The sequence below is a fragment of the Massilia endophytica genome, assembly GCF_021165955.1.
GTDB lineage: Bacteria > Pseudomonadota > Gammaproteobacteria > Burkholderiales > Burkholderiaceae_D > Rugamonas > Rugamonas endophytica.
Genome location: NZ_CP088952.1, coordinates 131,692 through 150,047, shown reverse-complemented (window position 1 = coordinate 150,047; position 18,356 = coordinate 131,692). Strand labels below are relative to the sequence as shown.

The window sequence follows — 18,356 nt, the reverse complement described above, 5'->3', positions numbered from 1 at the left end:
ATGTCCTCAGTCGCGCAGGCTGCGGCCGGTCAGGGTCAGGAAAATGTCTTCGAGCTTGCTGCGGGCGGTGGCGAAGTGGACCAGCTTGTGGCCCTGTTCGTCGAGCCAGCGCAGCACGGGCGCGGCGGCGTCCGTGCCGGACAGGCCGATGTCGAGCCCCGCGCCCTGGGCCTCCACCCGCGCCACGCCGGGCAGCAGCTGCACGGCCGCGGCCAGCGCCGCATCGGCGGGCGCCGCCAGCTCCACGTGCAGCGCGGCCTGCGCCGGCAGGCGGGCATGCAGGGCGGCCGGGCTTTCGTCCGCCAGCACCTTGCCGTGGTCGATGATCACGATATGGTCGGCCAGGCGCTCCACCTCTTCCATGTAGTGGCTCGTGTAGATGAGCGAGCGGCCCTGGGCCTTGAGCGCTTCCAGCGTATCGAAGATGGCGTTGCGGCTCTGGGGGTCGACGCCCACGGTAGGCTCGTCCAGGATCAGCAGCGCGGGCTCGTGCAGGAGCGCCGCGGCGATGTTGAGGCGGCGCTTCATGCCGCCCGAGAAGGTGGCGGGCTTGTCCTTCGCGCGGTCGGCCAGCCGCACCAGCTCCAGCACGTCCTGGCAGCGCTGGGCCAGCTTCGCGCCCTTCAGGCCGTAGAGCGCGCCGAAGAGCTTGAGGTTGTCGATGGCGGGCAGTTCTTCGTAGAGAGCCAGGTCCTGGGGCACGAGGCCGATCTGGCGCTTGGCCGCGCTGTCGCCCTCCCCCACCGGCTGGCCGTCGAGCAGGACATTGCCCGCGTCGCGCCGCAGCAGGCCGCAGATGAGGCTGACCGTGGTGGATTTTCCCGCGCCGTTCGGGCCCAGCAGGCCCACCGTCTGGCCGCGCCTGACCTGGAAGCTGACGCCGTCGACCGCGCGCCGCTCACCGTAGTTCTTGCACAGTCCGTTCACTTCAAGCAAGGCTTGCGCCATCGACCGCTCCCCATCATGAAAAACGGCGCTGCAATCTTGCAGCGCCGCAATCACATTATCGGAAAAATGGCGTTTTTACAATGCGTAGCGCACCACGGTGTCGCTCCATTCAAACGCTGCCATCTCCAGCTCGATCAGTTCCTCGGTGGACATGGCCAGCCCGCGCAGGGTGGGCACGATCTGGTTCTCCATCTCCTCCAGGCGTTCGATGCATTCGGCCAGCCTGAGCAGGTCGCCGAAGAAGCCCGCCCGCTCCAGCAGCGCGTCGGCCACTTCCGCGCTCACGGGAATCTGGGCCAGGATCTCCGTCATGGGAATGCCGAACAGGGTATCCATCAGCGACATGATGCCGACCGTGAAGGCCACGTCCGCGTCGTGCCGGTGGCTGGGCCGCAGTTTCTGCGCCAGCAGCTCCAGCAGGCGGCCGCGGGTGGCGGCCAGCATGAGCAGGGGCGTCATGGAATGGCCGCGCTTGCTTGGCTCGGCATACAGCATGATCTGCAGCCAGCGCTGCAATTGGCGGCGGCCGAGGATGGTGACGGCCTGGCTCAGGGAATCGATGCGCTGGCGCGCGCCCACGGCCGGGGTGTTCACCAGGCGCAGCAGGTTCAGGGCCAGGGACACGTCGCGCTTGATGGCGCGCTCGATCTCCAGGTTGTCCGCGTCCGAGGTGACCAGGGTCATCAGCTCCATCACGGCCAGCTGGGAAGGCGAGAGCTTCTTGCCGCTCATGATGAGGGGCTTGGAGAAGTAATAGCCCTGGAAGAATTCGAAGCCCAGCTCCAGGCCGTGCTTGAACTCCTCGCGCGTTTCGACCTTTCCGGCCACCAGCTTCTTGCCGTCCTGGCGGAAGCGGGGCGCGAGCTTGACCAGGCTGTCCAGCGGGGCGCCGCCCATGCTCATCTTCACGTACTCGACCATGGGCAGCATGTCCTGCACGTGGCCGCTGTCGCCGCGCACATCGTTCAGGGCGAAACGGAAGCCATGGCTCGCCAGATCGGCCATGCGCGCCAGTACGGCGGGCGTGGGGCTCATGGTCTCCACCACTTCCAGCACCACCTTTTCGCGGGGCAGGAAACCGAAGATGTCGCTCATGATGGCTTCGGCATCCACGTTGACGAAGCCCAGGGCGTCGCCGATCACCTTCTCCATGCCCAGCTGGGAGGCGTGGGCGATGACGGCGGCCGTGGCCGTCAGTTCGGTATCGATATGGGCCGGGCCCACGGGGGCATTGCGGAACAGCAGCTCGTAGCCGAACAGGTCCTGGTTGCGGTCCAGGATAGGCTGCCTGCCCAGGTAAAACTCTCGCACGCGCAAACTCCTGGAAGCGGGATCGTTGAGGGAAATGTCGATCATGGGAAATTCCTCTTGCCTGCTATTTTGACATTAAAGCGCGTGTTCTGTTGAAATTTTTACAAAATTCATTTGCCATTAGGCAATGAATCCGGGACGATTGTCCTGACTGGGACGGCGGGCGGTTCAGAGGAATGTAGCAGAAAAGCCGTCCGGCGAGCGCTCAGCCGGACGGGATGTGGCGGGATTGGGACGGGATCAATGCAGGAGGACAGGCTGGCTCATCAGTGAGTCGTAGCTGCCCAGGAACTCGTCGATCTCTTCCATGGTGGGTTCGTTGGCGATAAGCTGGTTGACGTCGCGCCGGAAATTCTGCGCCAGCACGCCGGCGATGAAGATCTCCCGCTTGCCTCCCTTGTCGACGATTTCATAGCCGCCGAAACGCAGGGCTTCGAGGTCGCGGTCGGCGCCGAATTCGACAACACTGTACTGCTCGCTGTTGTAGATGAGGTTCATATCGCTTCCTTTTCTCCAGGGGCGGGAACCGGATGAGTTTCCGCCGTCCATAACGAAGTGAGGCTGTAGCAGCCAATTTCAAGGGAGCCGTACGATTGCGGCAGTAGTGTGGCCTCAGGCGGCCAGGTCGGCTCCTAGACAAAGCAGTGTGTCGTAGGGCGCCGCCGACAACGAAGCGCGGAGCTGTCCCACATGGGCGGGATCAGCCAGGCTGATAAAGAGCTGCGCCGGGGGACGGCGCAATATGCGATTCAATGTTACACGCAAAACGAGGTTTCCGGCGCAGCAAAGGCAGCCGGGGGCGATGCGGTGGATGGCGGGCCGCCACGCGTCCGGCGGCAGGTCCGCGAAATCGGCCAGGGGCGACCCGGCTTCGGCCAGGCCTTCGAGGATGATGGCGGTGTCGCTGCCCTGCTCCAGGCGGGCGGCGATGGCGCGTTCGCGCAGGGCGGCGCCGGGGCCCGTGACCAGGGTGACCGGAAGCACGGGCGCCGCGGCTCAGACGTTCTGGTTCTTCTTGGCCAGCTTGCCCGGCTCCACGCCCAGCTGCTTGAGCTTGCGGTACAGGTGGGTGCGTTCCAGGCCGGTCTTCTCGGCCACGCGCGTCATGCTGCCGCCTTCGCGGCCCAGGTGGTGCTCGAAGTACATGCGCTCGAAGGCGTCGCGCGCCTCGCGCAGGGGCAGGTCGAAGGACAGGTTGAAGAGCTGGCCTTCGCCATTGCCCGCGCGGCCCACGGCCATGCCGTGCTGCGCCTGCATGGGCGCGGCCGCGTTGAAGCCCGCGCCGGCCGGCGCGCTCTCCTCGGCCGCCGGCACGGCGGCCACGGGACGCTGCGCCATCACGGGCGCACGCACCGTTTCCTGGGCGCGGGTGAGCCCGGCCTGCACGGCCTTGAGCAGCTTCTGCATTGCAATCGGCTTTTCCAGGAAGTTCAGGGCGCCGATGCGCGTCGCCTCCACCGCGGTATCGATGGTGGCGTGGCCGGACATCATGATGACCGGCATCGTCAGCAGGCCGTCGCGCTGCCATTCCTTGAGCAGGGTGACGCCATCCGTGTCCGGCATCCAGATGTCGAGCAGGACCAGATCGGGCGCCCCGGCCGCACGGGCCTGGCGCGCCTGCTGAGCGTTCTCCGCCAGCGTGACCGCGTGGCCCTCGTCGCCCAGAATTTCCGAGAGCAATTCCCGGATACCCATTTCATCATCAACTACGAGAATGTTTGCCATCTATCCCTGCCCTTCAAACGTTCACCACCGCATTGTATGCGGCGTTGGCGTGATTTTATTAGTTGTTGAAATTTTATGCCAACTGCACCGGTGCCAACTTTAACAGCAAAATCAGCACCGAAGCGCCAGATCCATCCGCATGGTTCTGCAGATCGATGCGGCCGCCGTGTTCATCCACGATCTTCTTTACCATTGCCAGGCCCAGGCCGGTACCCCGGGCTTTCGATGTCACATAGGGTTCAAAGGCGCGCGCCAGGATCTTGGGCGCGAAGCCGGGGCCATTGTCCGTGATCGCGAGGCGCACCGCAATGCGCGTGCCGCCGCCGGCGCTCTGGTAGTGGATGGCCTCGGTCACCACGTCGATGCGCGGCACGCGGCCGCTCTCGGGCTGGTCGGCCAGCGCATCCTGCGCGTTCTGCAGCAGGTTGTGGATGACCTGGCGCAGCTGGGTCGCGTCACCCATGATCATGGGCAGGTAGGGCGCCAGGCTGGCGTGGATGATGTCCTTGCCGTCGCCGCTCATGTAGAGGTGCAGGATCTCTTCGATCAGGCCATTGAGGTCGAGCGGCTCCAGCATGGCGGGCGGGGTGCGCGCGTAGTCGCGGAAGTCGTCCACCATGCGCTTCATGGCCGCCACCTGGTTCACGATGGTGCCCGCGCTCTTGTTCAGCAGCTCCACGTCGGGCGGGGCCAGCTTGCTTTCGAGCTTCATCTGCAGGCGCTCGGCGGAGAGCTGGATCGGCGTGAGCGGATTCTTGATCTCGTGCGCCAGGCGGCGCGCCACTTCGCCCCAGGCGATGGAGCGCTGGGCCGAGATCACGTCGGTGATATCGTCGAACACCACCACGTAGCCGCCCGCCCCTTCCTGCGGCAGGCGCGAGCCGCGCATCAGCAGGGTCAGGTCGTGTTCCTCGGCGCTGCCCGCGGGGCGCGGGATATCGACCTGGCGCTGCCAGTGCAGGCGCTGGGCATTGCGGCCCGCCGCGGACTGCGCGCTCTGGGCCGAGAAGGCATTGGTCACGGCCGCCGCGAACTCCTGCATGCCCTCGATATCCACCAGCGGCTTGCCCTGCATGGCGGCGCCCGGCTTCTGCAGGATGCGCTCGGCCGAATCGTTGCAGGTGACGAGGCGGAATTCGTTATCGAGCACCATCACCCCTGCCGACATATTCGCCAGCACCGACTCCAGGTGGGCCTTGGCGTTCTGCAGCGCGATGCGGTTGCGCTCCACGGCGCTGCGCGCCTCGGAGAGCTGGCGCGTCATGGTGTTGAAGGACTGCGTCAGCGTTCCCAGCTCGTCCGAGCTGGCCACGATGGGGCGCGGGGAGAGGTCGCCCTCGGCCACGGCGCGCGTGCCCTCGGCCAGCAGCAGCAGGGGCTGGGCCAGGTCGTTCGCGATGAGGAAGGCGGCGGCGATGGCCCCGAACACGGCCAGCAGCAGGGTCAGTGTCAGGGTCTCGATATACATCTGGCGCAGGCCCACGCGGGCCACGTAGCGCTCCTTGTATTCGCTGTAGGCCGTGCGCAGCATTTCGCCGTCCGTGGCGAGCTGCGCGGGCGCCGCCTGGATCACCTGCAGGTAGCGCGGCGCGAGGCGCGCGCCGCTCGGCTGCACCGGGTCCGGCACGGGCATGAGCACGCGCAGGCGCAGCACATTGTTCGGGTCCGGCGGCAGGGGCGCGGGCGCGCCCACGCGGTCGTCGCGCAGCTCGCTGCCGCCTTCCGGCGCGGCATAGACGTTGTCGCTGCCGACCTTGGCCAGCATGGCGGGCGTGGGCAGGTCCGCGCTCAGGTTGATGCGCCGCTCGCCCACGGAGCTGGCCACCAGGCCGCCTTCCGCATCGACGATGATGGCGCTCTGCACGCCCGTGTGGTCCTTCACGAAACGGGACAGGATGGTGGGCGCGGCATAGAAAGGCGCCTCGGCCAGCTCCTTCACTGCGCCGCGCGCTTCGATCTGCAGTTCGTCGACGGAGGCCTGCAGGGCCGAGCGGCCCAGGTCCAGGCCCGCTTCCAGCGCCTCTTCCACGCGCACATTGAACCAGGATTCGATGGAGTGGGACACGAACTGCACCGAGACCAGGAAGATGACGAGGCCGGGCAGCACGCCGATGGCGGCGAAGAGCATGACCAGGCGCGTCATCAGGCGCGAGCCGAACTTGCCGCTCTTGTAGCGCACGTAGAGGCGGAACAGGGAAACGCCCACCAGCAGCAGCAGGGCCACGGCGACGGCGGCGTTCAGGCCGAGCAGCCAGGAATAGTAGCGGTCGAAGAAGCCGGTATTGTCGGAGGCGGAGGCCAGCAGGAACAGCAGGATGCAGCAGACGGCGCCCGCCACAACAAACAGATACCGCAGTGCCTGGGTCACTTACTCCGCCTTGTACTGGAAAGTTTTCCGCTGCGAGGACAGGGTCCACTGCCGGTTGTTCAGGGCATTGACCTGGAAGGGCTTGGGCAGGTTGTCCAGGCCCATGCTGAGGGTGACGTCATAGGTCTCGCCGACCTTCAGGGCGCCGCGCGGCGCCACCACCCAGCGCGTGGGGCGGCGGATGAAGAACAGGGCGTCCTCCAGGGTGCCGAAGGGCTGCTGCACCGTGCCCAGCACCTTCACATGGTACTGGCGGGTGAGCACGTCGTACCAGATGCGGTGGGTGCGCTTGGCCGCCCAGGCTTTTTCGGGGAACCAGTACCAGCGGCGGCGGGTGAAGCTGATTTCGGTGGTGAAGTCGAGCGAAATGCCGGACTGGAGGGCGTCTTCCAGGGCATGGCTCAGGTCGAAGGTGTAGGCGGCCGAAAGGCGGTAGCCCTCTTCAGCGGCCTCGATATAGGCGCGCGTGATCTCCACGGTTTCTTCGGAAGCGCGCGCGGCCTGCGGCAGTGCGCAGGCCAGCGTCAGCAACAGCTGCCAGGCCAGGAGTCGAAGAAATCTGAAAGTCACGTGCGGGCTGCTCTTTTTTGGTGCGTCGGTAATAAACAGGCAAAACGATCACGCGGGTTTCTGGAACAGCGCGTAGTACAAGCCATCGTGATCCTGTTCGTTACCGCCTGCGGGCAGCAACTGGCCGGGCGCATCGAGTCGCGTGGCGCGATTGCGCACCGCGAAAGCGGCCGCCTGCGCCTCGGATTCTTGCGGCCACAACGAACATGTCACGAACAGCAATTTACCATTTGGCTTCAGCATGTGCCAAAGATTGTCGAGAATTTTGCCTGAAAGTGTTGCAAGTTGGAGCGCGTCACCCTTGCGGCGCAGCCAGCGGATATCCGGGTGGCGGCGCACGATGCCGGAGGCCGTGCAGGGCACGTCGGCCAGGATGCGGTCGAAGGGCCGGCCGTCCCACCAGCCGTTTTCCTGGGCCTGGCCCGCATGCAGGGCGGCCCTCAGGCCCAGCCGGTCCAGGTTCTCGCCCACCCGCTGCAGGCGCTTTTCATCGGCATCCATTGCCGTCATGTCAACATTTGCCAGCTCCAGCACGTGGCCGGTCTTGCCGCCGGGAGCGGCGCAGGCGTCCAGGACACGCATACCATCTCTTACATCCAGCAGCGGGGCGGCGAGCTGGGCGCCCGCGTCCTGCACCGAGGCGAGGCCTTCGGCGAAGCCCGGAATCAGGTGCACGCCCACCGGTTTGGCCAGGCGCACGGCGCTGGGGCCGATGCGGGCGGCGGCCATGCCCGCGCCTTCCAGCAGCTTCAGGTAGTCCTCCACCGTGCCCTTGCGGGTGTTGACGCGCAGGGTCAGGGGCGGGGCGCTGTTGCCGGTGGCGAGGATGTCCTGCCACTGGGCCGGATAGGCCGTCTTCATGCTGTCGATCCACCACTGCGGATAGTTCCAGCGCGCGGCGGGCTGCAGCAGGGCCGTCTTCAGCAGCTCCTCCCGCTCGCGCAGGAAGCGGCGCAGCAGGGCGTTCACCATGCCCTTGGCGCGGATGGTGTCCGGGTGGGCGGCGGCGGCCGTCACGGCCTGGTCCACCACGGTAAAGGCCTCGTAAGGGGGCGGGCCGTCGTCGGCGGAGCCCATGAGCGGCAGGGCGCAGGCCAGCAGCGCGCCCACGAGCGGTTCCGGGGCCTTGGGCGCCATCAGGGCCACCAGGGCCTGGCTGCGCCCCAGCTGGCGCATGGCGCGGTAGGCGACGTCCTGGATGGCGCCGCGCGCCTGGGGCGTGGCTTCCGTGTCCGCGAACACGGCGGCCAGCGCCTGCGGCAGGGCAATGCCGCCCTCCACGTGCAGGGCGGCCGTGGCCGCTCCCAGCAGGGCAAAGGCCAGGGAGTCGGGCTTCAGGCCGGTCTTGAAGCGGGTCTGGACCGCCGGTTTCAGGTCGCGGTGATGGCTGGCGCGCAGCTTGGGGCCGGCGGCAGGCGCCGCCTTGGGCTTGAGGGACAGCGTCGGGCGCTTGCTCATGGGTGTTCCGTGGTGCGTTCTTGGGAAGGCGGGATTGTATCAGTGCCGCCCATGCCTGCCCCGATATTGCCGGACGGTGCAAACCAGTATAATGTGCCCTCTTTCAGCCGTTATTTTTTTAGCACATGCTCGCCCAACAAAAGCAACAGATCACCGCCCTGTTCCAGGCCGCCCTCGCCCCCATCCTGCAAGGCAGCGACATCAGCGCCAATGTGGTGCTGGAGCGCCCGCGCGACGCCGCCCATGGCGACGTGGCCTGCAATATCGCCATGCAGCTGGCCAAGCAGCTGAAAATGAACCCGCGCGAGCTGGCGCAGAAAATCGTCGCCGCCCTGCTGGAGAACCCGGACGGCAAGAACCTGGTGGCCAGTGCCGAGATCGCAGGCCCCGGCTTCATCAACCTGCGCGTGAGCGACGCCGCCAAGCAGTCCGTGGTGAACACCGTGCTGGCGCAGGGCGAAGCCTTCGGCCGCAGCGATGCAGGCACCGGCAAGAACGTGATCATCGAATTCGTGTCCGCCAACCCCACCGGCCCGCTGCACGTGGGCCATGGCCGCCAGGCGGCACTGGGCGACGCGCTGTCCTCCCTGTTCGAGGCGCAGGGCTACAAGGTCACCCGCGAGTTCTACTACAACGACGCGGGCGTGCAGATCCACACCCTGGCCGTGTCGGTGCAGGCGCGCGCGCGCGGCTTCAAGCCGGGCGATGCGGAATGGCCTGAATCGGCCTACAACGGCGACTACATCGCCGACATCGCCGCCGATTTCCTGGCGAAGAAGACCGTGTCCGCCAGCGACGGCGCGCCCGTCACCGGCAGCGGCAATGTGGACGACCTCGAATCGATCCGCGCCTTCGCCGTGACCTACCTGCGCAACGAGCAGGACATCGACCTGCAGGCCTTCGGCGTCAAGTTCGACAACTACTACCTCGAATCGTCACTGTACAAGGACGGCAAGGTGGATGCGGCCGTGAAGGCGCTGATCGCGAACGGCCACACCTTCGAGGATGGCGGCGCGCTCTGGCTGCGCACCACCGACTACGGCGACGACAAGGACCGCGTGATGCGCAAGTCCGACGGCACATACACCTACTTCGTGCCGGACGTGGCCTACCACATCGTGAAGTTCCAGCGCGGCTTCACCCAGGCCATCAACGTGCAGGGCTCGGACCACCACGGCACCATCGCCCGCGTGCGCGCAGGCCTGCAGGCCGTGGGCATGGATATCCCCCAGGGCTATCCCGACTACGTGCTGCACAAGATGGTGACCGTGATGAAGGACGGCGCCGAGGTGAAGATCTCCAAGCGCGCCGGTTCCTACGTGACCGTGCGCGACCTGATCGAATGGTCCGGCGGCGGCGACATCGGCAAGGGCCGCGACGCGGTGCGCTTCTTCCTCATCTCGCGCAAGGCCGACACCGAATTCGTGTTCGACGTGGACGTAGCGCTCAAGACTTCGGACGAGAATCCGGTGTACTACGTGCAGTACGCCCATGCGCGTATCTGCCGCATGCTGGAACAGTGGGGCGGCGACGCATCCACCCTGTCCGGCGTGGACCTCTCGCCGCTGACCGCGCCCACCGAAGCCACGCTGCTGGCCACCCTGGCCCAGTATCCCGAAATGCTGGCGCGCGCCCAGGCCGAACTCGGCCCGCACCAGGTGGCCTTCTACCTGCGCGACCTGGCGGCAGCACTGCACAGCTTCTACTTCGCCGAGCGCGTGCTGGTGGACGACGAAGCGCTCAAGCTGGCCCGCCTCGCGCTGGTGGTGGCGGTGCGCCAGGTGCTGCGCAACGGCCTGGACCTGATCGGCGTTTCGGCGCCGAACCAAATGTAATCGCAAGGACGCCATGACTTTCCCTTCCCGCTTCACCCTCTCGCGCCAGCAGGGCAATACGCTGGTGGGCATCATCATCGGCCTGGTCATCGGCCTGGCGATTGCCGTGGTGGTCGCGCTGATGATCACCAAGGGCCAGAGCCCCTTCACCGACAAGGCGGGCAAGGCCAAGCCTGCGGACCAGGCTTCGGGCCAGATCGCCGACCCGAACAAGCCGATGTACGGCAACAAGGAAGCGGTGCGCAACGCCAACCGCGACTTCGAGAAGGAGCCCGCCAAGGAGGCTCCGGCTGCGGACGCGCTGCAGGCCGTGGTGGACAAGATCCAGGCCCAGCCTTCCGCTGGCGCGCGCCCCGCCCCTCCGCCGCCCGTCAACAGCGCCGCGCCGCCAGCGCAGGCGGCAGCGCCCGCGCCTGCCGCGCCGGGCGAGGACAAGTGGGTGTACTACCTGCAGGCTGGCGCCTTCCGCGAAGTCTCCGACGCCGAAAGCGCGCGCGCCAAGCTGGCGCTGCTCGGCTTCGAAGCATCGGTTTCCGACCGCAATACCGACACCGGCGTCCTGCACCGCGTACGCGTGGGTCCTTTCACCCAGGTGGAAGACATGAACAAGGTGCGCAGCAAGCTTTCCGAGAACGGCATCGACGTGGCCGTGGTCCGCAACCAGCGATAAGGTGGAGTGACGCATGCAATTCCTGAAGAAATTCCTGTCTGCCCTGGCCCTGCTCAGCTTTGCCATCGGCGTGTCGGCATCTCCCGCCACCCCGAAGGAAGGCGCGGAATACGTCGTGCTGCCCTCGCCGCAGCCGACCGACAGCGGCAAGAAAATCGAGGTGATCGAGTTCTTCGCCTACTGGTGCCCGCACTGCTACTCCTTCGAGCCGGCGCTGTCTGCCTGGGTGAAGAAGCAGGGTGACAATATCGTGTTCAAGCGCGTGCACGTGCCCTTCCGCGAAGACACCGTGCCGCAGCAGAAGCTCTTCTTCACGCTGGAAGCCATGGGCCTGGCGGAGAAGCTTCAGTCCAAGGTCTTCGACGCCTACCACGTCGAGCGCAACCGCCTGAACCGCGACGAAGCGGTATTCGAATGGGCTGCAAAGAACGGCATCGACAAGCAGAAGTTCATCGACACCTACCGTTCCTTCGGCGTGACGGGCAAGCTGCGCCGCGCAAACGCCATGATGGACCTCTACAAGGTGGAATACTGGCCGGTGGTGATTGTGGATGGCCGCTACCAGACCTCGCCGCACCAGGCTGGCGCAGCCGCTGGCAACGCGAACACCGAGCCGGAACAGCAGCAGGCAGCCATTGAAGTGCTGGACTACCTGGTGGCCAAGGCCAAGGCGGAAAAGAAATAATGCATGGGGCGGTGCGCGTCTTTATCACCGGCGCCTCCAGCGGCATCGGCGCCGCCCTCGCCAGGCACTACGCGGCACAAGGCGCCACGCTCGGCCTCCTGGCCCGGCGCGGCGAAGCGCTCGACGCGCTGATTGCCACTCTCCCAAATCCCGAACGCCACCGCGCCTACCCGGCCGACGTGCGCGACCACTCGGCCCTGCAGGCCGCGGCAGGCAGCTTTATCGCCCATGCAGGGGGTGTGGACATCGTGATCGCCAACGCGGGCATCTCGCATGGCACGCTGACGGACCAGCCGGAGGACCTGGCGGTGTTCGAAGCCATCCTCGCCACCAATGTCACGGCCACCGTGGCCACTTTTGCGCCTTTCATTCCCACCCTGCGCAACCAGCGCTCCCCGGCGCGGCTGGTCGGGATTGCCAGCGTGGCGGGCATACGCGGGCTGCCCGGCGCCTCGGCCTACAGCGCATCGAAGGCGGCTGTGATCAGCTACTGCGAATCGCTGCGGCTCGAAATGCGGCCTTACGGCATCAAGGTCGTCACCATTGCGCCCGGCTATATCGATACGCCCATGACGCAGCGGAACGCCTACCCCATGCCCTTCCTCATGAAGCCCGAGCGCTTCGCCGAAGCGGCGGCCAGCGCCATCGCGCGCGGCGACAGCTACCGCGTCATTCCCTGGCAGATGGGCATTGTGGCCAAGCTGCTGCGCATGCTGCCCAATGCACTTTACGACCTGGCCTTCGCCAGGGCGCCGCACAAGGCGCGCAAGAACAGCCATGAACCATCCTGAGTCTCCGAACATGCTCGCCGCCGCAGCCATCCGCGCGCAGTGCGCCGCCAGCGCATCCCACGTTGCGGTGGAGGTGGTGGAAGAAACCGGCTCCACCAATGCCGACCTGCTGGCGCGGTTGCCGCAGCTCTCCAGCCCAGTGCTGCGCATTGCCGAACGCCAGACCGCAGGCCGCGGCCGCGCGGGACGCAGCTGGCTGTCGGAGCCCGGCAAGTCCCTGACTTTTTCCCTGGCCTGGCGCTTCCAGGGGCCCCTGCACCGCATGGCAGGCCTGCCGCTGGCAGTGGGCGTGGCGATTGCCGAAACGCTGGCCGGGCTGGGCGTGCCGGTGCAGCTGAAATGGCCGAACGACGTGATGAAGGACGGCGCCAAGCTGGCAGGCATTCTCGTCGAAACCCAGGCGACGCCGGACGGCAGCCTGTGGGCCGTGATCGGCTGCGGCATGAACCTGCTGATGCCGGACGAGCTGGAAGCGGCCATTGGCCGCACCGTGTCCTCCGCCCCCTGGCTGGCGCAGATGGACCGCAACACCCTCGTCGCCGCCCTGCTGAGCCGCCTCGCGGCCGTGCTGGAGGAGTTCGACCATACGGGCTTTGCCGCCTTCGCCGAACGCTGGAACGCGCTACAGGCCTGGCGCGGTGAGGCCGTCAATATCCTCGACAACGGGCAGGTGCTGCTGCAGGGACTTGCGGCAGGTGTGGACGACCAGGGCCGCCTGCTGCTCGATACTCCCTCCGGCCGCATGCCTGTGCTGTCGGGCGACGTGTCGCTGAGGCTTGCGTCATGAGCGCCCTGCTGCTGATCGACGCGGGCAATACCCGCATCAAATGGGCGCTGGCCGACGATGCGGCCGCACTTGGCGACTGGCGCGCGCAGGGCGCAGTGCCGCACGCGGAGGCAGCCACGCTGGCTACGGCGTGGTCCGGCATGGAAAGCCCGCTGCGCGTGATCGCCGCCAACGTGGCGGGCGAGCCGGCACGCGAGGCCATACTGGCACAGTTGCGGGCCAGCGTGCCGCTGGCCGTGGTCGAATGGTTCGCCTCCTCGCCGCGCCGCGCGGGCATCAGCAACGGCTACCGCAATCCCGGCCAGCTGGGCTGCGACCGCTTCGCCGCCGCCATCGGCGCGCATGCTCTGGCGCCGGGCAAGAACATCATCGTGGCCAACTGCGGCACGGCCACCACCATCGACGCCGTGACTGCGGATGGCGTCTTCCTGGGCGGGATGATCCTGCCCGGACTGGGGCTGATGGCGAGCTCCCTGGCGCGCAATACCGCGCAGTTGCCGCAGATCGCGCAAGACGGTAAGCTTCCCGCAGGCTTTGCCGACAATACGGATGACGCGATCCTGAGCGGCATCCTGGCCGCGCAGGCAGGCGCCATCGAGCGCGCTTTCGCGCGGCACGAGGCGGCGGAGCTGCTGATATCGGGCGGCGCCGCGCCATATGTCGCGCAGGCCCTGGCGCTGCCGCTGCGCCACATCGACAATATTGTGCTGATCGGCCTGCACGCCGCTGCGCGCGCGGGCTGAGAATGGGAAGGACTGTGCTGAAACCGATCTTCTGGACGCTGCTCGCCGCCAATGTTGCACTGTTCGCCTACGGACAGGGCTATCTCGGCCATTTCAGCGAGGCCGAGCGCGAACCTGCGCGCCTGAAGAACCAGCTCAATGCCGGCAAGCTGACGCCGATTTCAGCGGCCAAGGCCAACGCCGCTGCCGCCGCAGCAGCTCCCCAAGCGTCCGCGCCGGCCGAAGACAGGCCCACTGCCTGCCTTGAGATCGGCAGCTTCCAGCTGGCCGATGCCCGGCGCTTCGAAACGCGCGTCGCCGCGCTGGAGATGGGCGACCGCCAGTCGCGGCGCAACGTGCCAGGCCAGGAGGCTTCCAGCTACATGGTGCATATTCCGCCGCAGGGCAGCAAGGAAGGGGCGGACAAGAAGGCCGCCGAACTGCGCGCGCTAGGCATCAGCAACTTCTTCGTCATGCCCGAGCCGCCCCTGCGCTGGGGCATTTCGCTCGGCGTGTTCAAGACCGAGGCGGCGGCCCAGACCCAGCTCGCCGCGCTCAACAAGCAGGGCGTGCACAGCGCCCGCATCGCGCCGCGCTTCGGCGGCAGCAAGCTGCTGGCCTACCAGTTCCGCGACGTGAGCACCGAGACTCGCAGCGCCCTCGAAAAAATCGCCGCGGGATTCCCCGAGCAGGAAATCCGCAGCTGCGCCAAGTAAGCGTCCGCCTCTGAGACGCGAGGTTAGGAGTTTGTCAACGGCCACTAAGCTCCGCGTCGGCTAACTGTCGCCTGCTGAACAACGTCAGCAACTCGCTAAGGGCAAGGCTCAAGGATTGACATTTCGCGCTCACCGTAGATACTGTGTATACGTACAGTTTCATAGAATTGCAATTTGACAACAGGCGTGAAGAATTGTTCCGCAATTTGCAACTCAAGATTTCCCGAACTTTCTACCTGTAGTATGGTGACGCCATGGAAACACCTAACGCACTCGAATTCAGCATAGACATCTTCAAGCCGGAGACCATTCCGATGTCCCGGCTCGCCGAGTATATGAGCGAGCTGGCTGCGCTGTACGGCAGCGAACCCTCTGTACATTTCAAAATGCTTCGCTCGGGAAGTGCGGTGTTGGAAGCTGTTGTCGATGAGGTCGCGACGGAAGCGGTGGAGTCACGTTTGCGTCTGGTCCATGACGATGCTGCGCCTGATGATCTGAAAAGAGCGTATCAAAACCTCAACGGCATGTTGAGGTCTGACAAGGCCGTCGGTCAAATCAAACACCCGCAGGGTGCTGTGATCCTGGCGTTTCCTGGCAGGGACACTCCTGTTCAAAAGACCTATCGAGTGAAAGAGGTAGGTGTTCTTGACGGCGTGGTTATACGAATCGGCGGTAAGGACAACACTGTGCCTGTCTGGCTCAAGGACTCAGATGGAAGCATTCATAAGTGCGAGGCAAATAGCGAAATGGCTCGTGAGCTTATCAAAGAGTATCTTTCTAGCCCTATCAGGGTCTCTGGACAGGGAGATTGGCTACGCGGCGAAGATGGTCTTTGGACCTTAGAAAAATTTAAGATCACCGGGTGGGAATCGTTGGACGAGAAGCCGATAGCTGACATAGTCAATGCTGCTCGCAATACAAAAGGCAATGGATGGACCGAATTGGATGATCCCATCAAAGAACATCTTCACATACGAGGATCTGATTGATGGTGCTTTTCGATGCGGGGATACTCATCAAGCTTCTTGATGCGAGAACCCCAGATAGCCAGCGAGAGAAGTTGGATTATTTGATAGCCACATTGCAAAAGACGAAGACCAAAATCCTGATTCCGACTCCTGCGTTGGCAGAATTTTATGTCAGGGCAGATCCCAATGTGGTGGTCAATTTCAAAGGCAAATCCGCGTTTATCATTGCGCCGTTTGATGAGAAAGCGGCGTTGGAATGTTCCATTAGCGTTGCCGACGCTGTTCGCTCACGTGACAAGAAAGCCTCGCAACCGGAAGCTCCGTGGCAGAAGATTAAGTTCGATCATCAGATCGTGGCAATTGCGAAGTGCAACGGCGCGACTACGATCTACTCGGAGGATGCCGGCCTGAGAAAATTTGCTGAGCTGCTTGGACTGAGGGCATTGTCAACGGATGACTTGCCAGAGAACCCCGCCTCTGCGCAACAAAAGCTCGATCTTTAACCATCGGCTGCAAACCCTCACCAGATACCACAAACTTCACGCGGCTCCGACTCCGCCTAGGATCGCGCGAGGCAGCGCTTGGGGAGGTTCGTTAAATCGTCTTTCGTGCAAGACGATTTTTTTTAGCGTTGGATGATGATCGGCTTGAGCTTCAGACTGGCAGGCAAACGAAGCGCGGCCTGGGCCGCGTCCTGGCGGCTGGCGTAGGGGCCACCGTAAAGACGGAAGACCGCGCCGTTTTTCACCACTTCGAAGACATCGGCACTGCCCGCTTCCACCAAGCGCACGCGCATGGCTTCCGCGTTGTCCGCACGCGAGAAAGCGCCAAGCTGAAGGTAGTAGCCCGCTTCCGCCGCCGGTGTGGCGCCTGCCGCTGCGCCCAGCATCATCGATTCGATTTCGGGCGGTGCCGCGCTCGCCGTCGGCGCCTTGGGCGGCTCCGCCGGGGCGCTGCCGTTGGACGATGCGAGTCCGCCCTTCGGCTTCTCCACAGCCGCAATCTCCGGGCTTTCGCCACGCTTGCGGGCGGCGAGGATCTGCTCGATCTCGGCAGGCATGATGCGCGTGACTTCGAGCTGGCTGCTGCCGTTGGCGAGCAGGCCCAGTTTCAGCGCCGCCGTGTAGGAAACATCGATCACGCGCGTGGAGTGGAAAGGCCCGCGGTCATTGATGCGCACCACCACCGACTTGCCGTTCGCCAGATTCGTCACGCGCGCGTAAGACGGAATCGGCAGCGTGGGATGCGCCGCCGTCATCTTGTACATGTCGTAGATTTCGCCGGACGAGGTGCGCTGGCCGTGGAACTTCTTGCCGTACCAGGTGCCGAGGCCGCGCTGGGTGAAGGGCTGGTCGTTCGGGATCGGGGTGTAGGTCTTGCCGAAGACGACATAGGGCCGGTTGGAGCGCGGCAGCAGCGGATCGTTGCGCACCTCGGCGTCCGGCACCTGCGCCAGGTTGGGCGGCGGATTGTCGCCGGGGCCATCGTCCTGATAGTACGCGCCCCGGCCCGAATTCGCGGGCGGAAGCACAGGCACGCCGGGTTCCTGAACGCGCGTAGGCGCGGCCTTGGGCAGGGGCGCCGGTCCCTTGCTGACGACGGGAGCGCTGCCGCAGCCTGCGAGCGCCAGCATGGCGCCCAGCAGGCCCGCCGCCGCGATGCGGTTGAGGAGCGCGCCCCTCACGTTTGCACCAGCTTGCGGTTGCGCTGCACGCTCATCAGGATGCCGGAGGCCAGGCCCAGTGTGAGCAGGGCAGTGCCTCCATAGCTCATGAAGGGCAGCGGCACCCCCACCACCGGCAGGATGCCGCTCACCATGCCCATATTGACGAAGGCATAGGTGAAGAAAATCATGGTCGTCGCCCCCGCCAGCAGGCGGGTGAAGAAGTTCGGCGCGTTCGCGGAGATCATGAGCCCCCGTCCGATCAGCAGCAGGTAGAGCAGCATCAGGAACAGGTTGCCGATCAGGCCGAACTCCTCGGAGTACACCGCGAAGATGAAGTCCGTCGTGCGTTCGGGGATGAATTCGAGGTGGGCCTGGGTGCCGTGCGTCCAGCCTTTCCCGGTGATGCCGCCGGAGCCGACGGCAATGGTGGACTGGATGATGTGGAAGCCCTTGCCCAGCGGGTCGGAGGTGGGGTCGATCAGGGTCATGACGCGTTCGCGCTGGTAGTCGTGCATCATCGACCAGGCCACCGGCATGCTGGCCGCGCCCGCGGCCACGAGGGCCAGAAGCGCCTTCCATGGCAGGCCCGCCAGGAAGATCACGCAGAAGCCCGCGGCCACCACCAGCAGCGCAGTGCCGAGGTCGGGCTGGCGCGCGATCAGGCCTACGGGCAGGAGCAGCAGCATGGCGCCGATCGCGTACGAATGCCAGCGCAGGTGCCCCTGGCGCTGCTGGAAGAACCAGGCCAGCATCAGCGGCACGGCGAGCTTGGCGAATTCGGAGGGCTGTATGTCGATCACGCCGATGTGCAGCCAGCGGCGCGCTCCCAGCTTGATGGTGCCCACCAGCGCCACCGCCACCAGCAGGCCCAGTGTGATCACATAGGCGGGAACAGCAATGCGCATCATGTTCTGCGGCTTGATATTGGCCACCAGCCACATCACGAAGAAGCACATGAAGATATTGCGCAGCTGGTCTTCGATCTTGCCCGGAATGCCGATACTGGCGGAGTACAGGGTGACCAGGCTGGTGCTCAGCAGGACGATGAGGATGGTCAGCAGCGGGCCGTCGAACACGGTCAGGTAGGGCCGCATGCGGCGCCACAGGGAACGCCTTTCATTGATACGCATTGGCGT

The 18,356-nt window shown here is 65.4% G+C and carries 19 protein-coding genes; 9 read left to right on the top strand and 10 right to left on the bottom strand.

Going from position 1 to position 18,356, the window contains the following annotated elements; translation table 11 throughout:
• Window positions 1-6: 6 nt before the first annotated feature.
• From LSQ66_RS00725 to rsmB, 8 genes are all read right to left on the bottom strand, one after another.
• Window positions 7-948, bottom strand: a complete 942-nt coding sequence (locus tag LSQ66_RS00725; RefSeq protein ID WP_231767911.1) for an ABC transporter ATP-binding protein — start codon at window positions 946-948, stop codon at window positions 7-9.
• Window positions 949-1,023: 75 nt separating this feature from the next.
• A complete protein-coding gene (locus tag LSQ66_RS00720) occupies window positions 1,024-2,304 on the bottom strand; it encodes an EAL and HDOD domain-containing protein (RefSeq protein WP_231767910.1) in 1,281 nt (426 codons plus the stop codon).
• Between the two features lie 195 nt (window positions 2,305-2,499).
• Window positions 2,500-2,757 carry a BTH_I0359 family protein gene (locus tag LSQ66_RS00715; RefSeq protein ID WP_231767909.1) on the bottom strand — a complete coding sequence of 86 codons (258 nt, stop codon included), beginning with the start codon at window positions 2,755-2,757 and terminating at the stop codon, window positions 2,500-2,502.
• 114 nt (window positions 2,758-2,871) lie between these two features.
• Window positions 2,872-3,243: a P-loop NTPase family protein gene (locus LSQ66_RS00710; RefSeq protein ID WP_231767908.1), complete on the bottom strand. Its 372-nt coding sequence runs from the start codon at window positions 3,241-3,243 to the stop codon at window positions 2,872-2,874.
• A 12-nt stretch (window positions 3,244-3,255) separates the two neighbouring features.
• The gene (locus tag LSQ66_RS00705; RefSeq protein ID WP_231767907.1) at window positions 3,256-3,984 is read right to left on the bottom strand and encodes a response regulator; all 729 of its coding nucleotides are present in this window, start codon (window positions 3,982-3,984) and stop codon (window positions 3,256-3,258) included.
• 73 nt (window positions 3,985-4,057) lie between these two features.
• Window positions 4,058-6,352, bottom strand: coding sequence for a sensor histidine kinase (locus LSQ66_RS00700; protein WP_231767906.1), 2,295 nt, complete (start codon window positions 6,350-6,352; stop codon window positions 4,058-4,060).
• Window positions 6,353-6,922: a DUF4390 domain-containing protein gene (locus tag LSQ66_RS00695; RefSeq protein WP_231767905.1), complete on the bottom strand. Its 570-nt coding sequence runs from the start codon at window positions 6,920-6,922 to the stop codon at window positions 6,353-6,355.
• Window positions 6,923-6,970: 48 nt separating this feature from the next.
• A complete protein-coding gene (gene rsmB, locus LSQ66_RS00690; RefSeq protein ID WP_231767904.1) occupies window positions 6,971-8,380 on the bottom strand; it encodes a 16S rRNA (cytosine(967)-C(5))-methyltransferase RsmB in 1,410 nt (469 codons plus the stop codon).
• Between the two features lie 125 nt (window positions 8,381-8,505).
• On the opposite strand from rsmB, the gene argS reads away from it, so the two are divergent.
• From argS to LSQ66_RS00645, 9 genes are all read left to right on the top strand, one after another.
• A complete protein-coding gene (gene argS, locus LSQ66_RS00685) occupies window positions 8,506-10,215 on the top strand; it encodes an arginine--tRNA ligase (RefSeq protein WP_231767903.1) in 1,710 nt (569 codons plus the stop codon).
• Between the two features lie 13 nt (window positions 10,216-10,228).
• Entirely contained in the window at window positions 10,229-10,885 is a 657-nt protein-coding gene (locus LSQ66_RS00680) for an SPOR domain-containing protein (protein WP_231767902.1), read from the top strand.
• Window positions 10,886-10,898: 13 nt separating this feature from the next.
• Window positions 10,899-11,570 (top strand): thiol:disulfide interchange protein DsbA/DsbL, encoded by a 672-nt coding sequence (locus LSQ66_RS00675; RefSeq protein ID WP_231767901.1) that lies wholly within the window; start codon window positions 10,899-10,901, stop codon window positions 11,568-11,570.
• On the top strand, window positions 11,570-12,361 hold the full coding sequence (locus LSQ66_RS00670; RefSeq protein ID WP_231767900.1) for an SDR family oxidoreductase: 792 nt from the start codon (window positions 11,570-11,572) through the stop codon (window positions 12,359-12,361). Before LSQ66_RS00675 ends, LSQ66_RS00670 begins: the two co-directional genes overlap by 1 nt.
• On the top strand, window positions 12,348-13,148 hold the full coding sequence (locus tag LSQ66_RS00665; RefSeq protein WP_231767899.1) for a biotin--[acetyl-CoA-carboxylase] ligase: 801 nt from the start codon (window positions 12,348-12,350) through the stop codon (window positions 13,146-13,148). The genes LSQ66_RS00670 and LSQ66_RS00665 overlap by 14 nt, the downstream gene beginning before the upstream one ends.
• On the top strand, window positions 13,145-13,891 hold the full coding sequence (locus LSQ66_RS00660; protein ID WP_231767898.1) for a type III pantothenate kinase: 747 nt from the start codon (window positions 13,145-13,147) through the stop codon (window positions 13,889-13,891). The genes LSQ66_RS00665 and LSQ66_RS00660 overlap by 4 nt, the downstream gene beginning before the upstream one ends.
• Before the next feature lie 14 nt (window positions 13,892-13,905).
• Complete coding sequence (locus LSQ66_RS00655) at window positions 13,906-14,586, top strand: SPOR domain-containing protein (RefSeq protein WP_231767897.1); 681 nt, start codon at window positions 13,906-13,908, stop codon at window positions 14,584-14,586.
• Between the two features lie 254 nt (window positions 14,587-14,840).
• Entirely contained in the window at window positions 14,841-15,575 is a 735-nt protein-coding gene (locus LSQ66_RS00650; RefSeq protein WP_231767896.1) for an MFS transporter, read from the top strand.
• Window positions 15,575-16,057, top strand: a complete 483-nt coding sequence (locus tag LSQ66_RS00645; RefSeq protein WP_231767895.1) for a hypothetical protein — start codon at window positions 15,575-15,577, stop codon at window positions 16,055-16,057. The genes LSQ66_RS00650 and LSQ66_RS00645 overlap by 1 nt, the downstream gene beginning before the upstream one ends.
• 122 nt (window positions 16,058-16,179) lie before the next feature.
• Here LSQ66_RS00645 and LSQ66_RS00640 read toward each other — a convergent pair whose 3' ends face one another.
• Both LSQ66_RS00640 and rodA read right to left on the bottom strand, forming a co-directional pair.
• Window positions 16,180-17,238, bottom strand: coding sequence for a septal ring lytic transglycosylase RlpA family protein (locus LSQ66_RS00640; protein ID WP_231767894.1), 1,059 nt, complete (start codon window positions 17,236-17,238; stop codon window positions 16,180-16,182).
• Window positions 17,235-18,350 (bottom strand): rod shape-determining protein RodA, encoded by a 1,116-nt coding sequence (rodA, locus tag LSQ66_RS00635; protein ID WP_231767893.1) that lies wholly within the window; start codon window positions 18,348-18,350, stop codon window positions 17,235-17,237. Before rodA ends, LSQ66_RS00640 begins: the two co-directional genes overlap by 4 nt.
• Window positions 18,351-18,356 lie beyond the last annotated feature (6 nt).

Bases quoted from the DNA above. Each gene is read 5' to 3' on its own strand.
- LSQ66_RS00725 (WP_231767911.1), bottom strand. From the start codon at position 948: ATGGCGCAAGCCTTGCTTGAAGTGAACGGACTGTGCAAGAACTACGGT.
- LSQ66_RS00720 (WP_231767910.1), bottom strand. From the start codon at position 2,304: ATGATCGACATTTCCCTCAACGATCCCGCTTCCAGGAGTTTGCGCGTG.
- LSQ66_RS00715 (WP_231767909.1), bottom strand. From the start codon at position 2,757: ATGAACCTCATCTACAACAGCGAGCAGTACAGTGTTGTCGAATTCGGC.
- LSQ66_RS00705 (WP_231767907.1), bottom strand. From the start codon at position 3,984: ATGGCAAACATTCTCGTAGTTGATGATGAAATGGGTATCCGGGAATTG.
- rsmB (WP_231767904.1), bottom strand. From the start codon at position 8,380: ATGAGCAAGCGCCCGACGCTGTCCCTCAAGCCCAAGGCGGCGCCTGCC.
- argS (WP_231767903.1), top strand. From the start codon at position 8,506: ATGCTCGCCCAACAAAAGCAACAGATCACCGCCCTGTTCCAGGCCGCC.
- LSQ66_RS00680 (WP_231767902.1), top strand. From the start codon at position 10,229: ATGACTTTCCCTTCCCGCTTCACCCTCTCGCGCCAGCAGGGCAATACG.
- LSQ66_RS00675 (WP_231767901.1), top strand. From the start codon at position 10,899: ATGCAATTCCTGAAGAAATTCCTGTCTGCCCTGGCCCTGCTCAGCTTT.
- LSQ66_RS00670 (WP_231767900.1), top strand. From the start codon at position 11,570: ATGCATGGGGCGGTGCGCGTCTTTATCACCGGCGCCTCCAGCGGCATC.
- LSQ66_RS00665 (WP_231767899.1), top strand. From the start codon at position 12,348: ATGAACCATCCTGAGTCTCCGAACATGCTCGCCGCCGCAGCCATCCGC.
- LSQ66_RS00660 (WP_231767898.1), top strand. From the start codon at position 13,145: ATGAGCGCCCTGCTGCTGATCGACGCGGGCAATACCCGCATCAAATGG.
- LSQ66_RS00650 (WP_231767896.1), top strand. From the start codon at position 14,841: ATGGAAACACCTAACGCACTCGAATTCAGCATAGACATCTTCAAGCCG.
- LSQ66_RS00645 (WP_231767895.1), top strand. From the start codon at position 15,575: ATGGTGCTTTTCGATGCGGGGATACTCATCAAGCTTCTTGATGCGAGA.
- rodA (WP_231767893.1), bottom strand. From the start codon at position 18,350: ATGCGTATCAATGAAAGGCGTTCCCTGTGGCGCCGCATGCGGCCCTAC.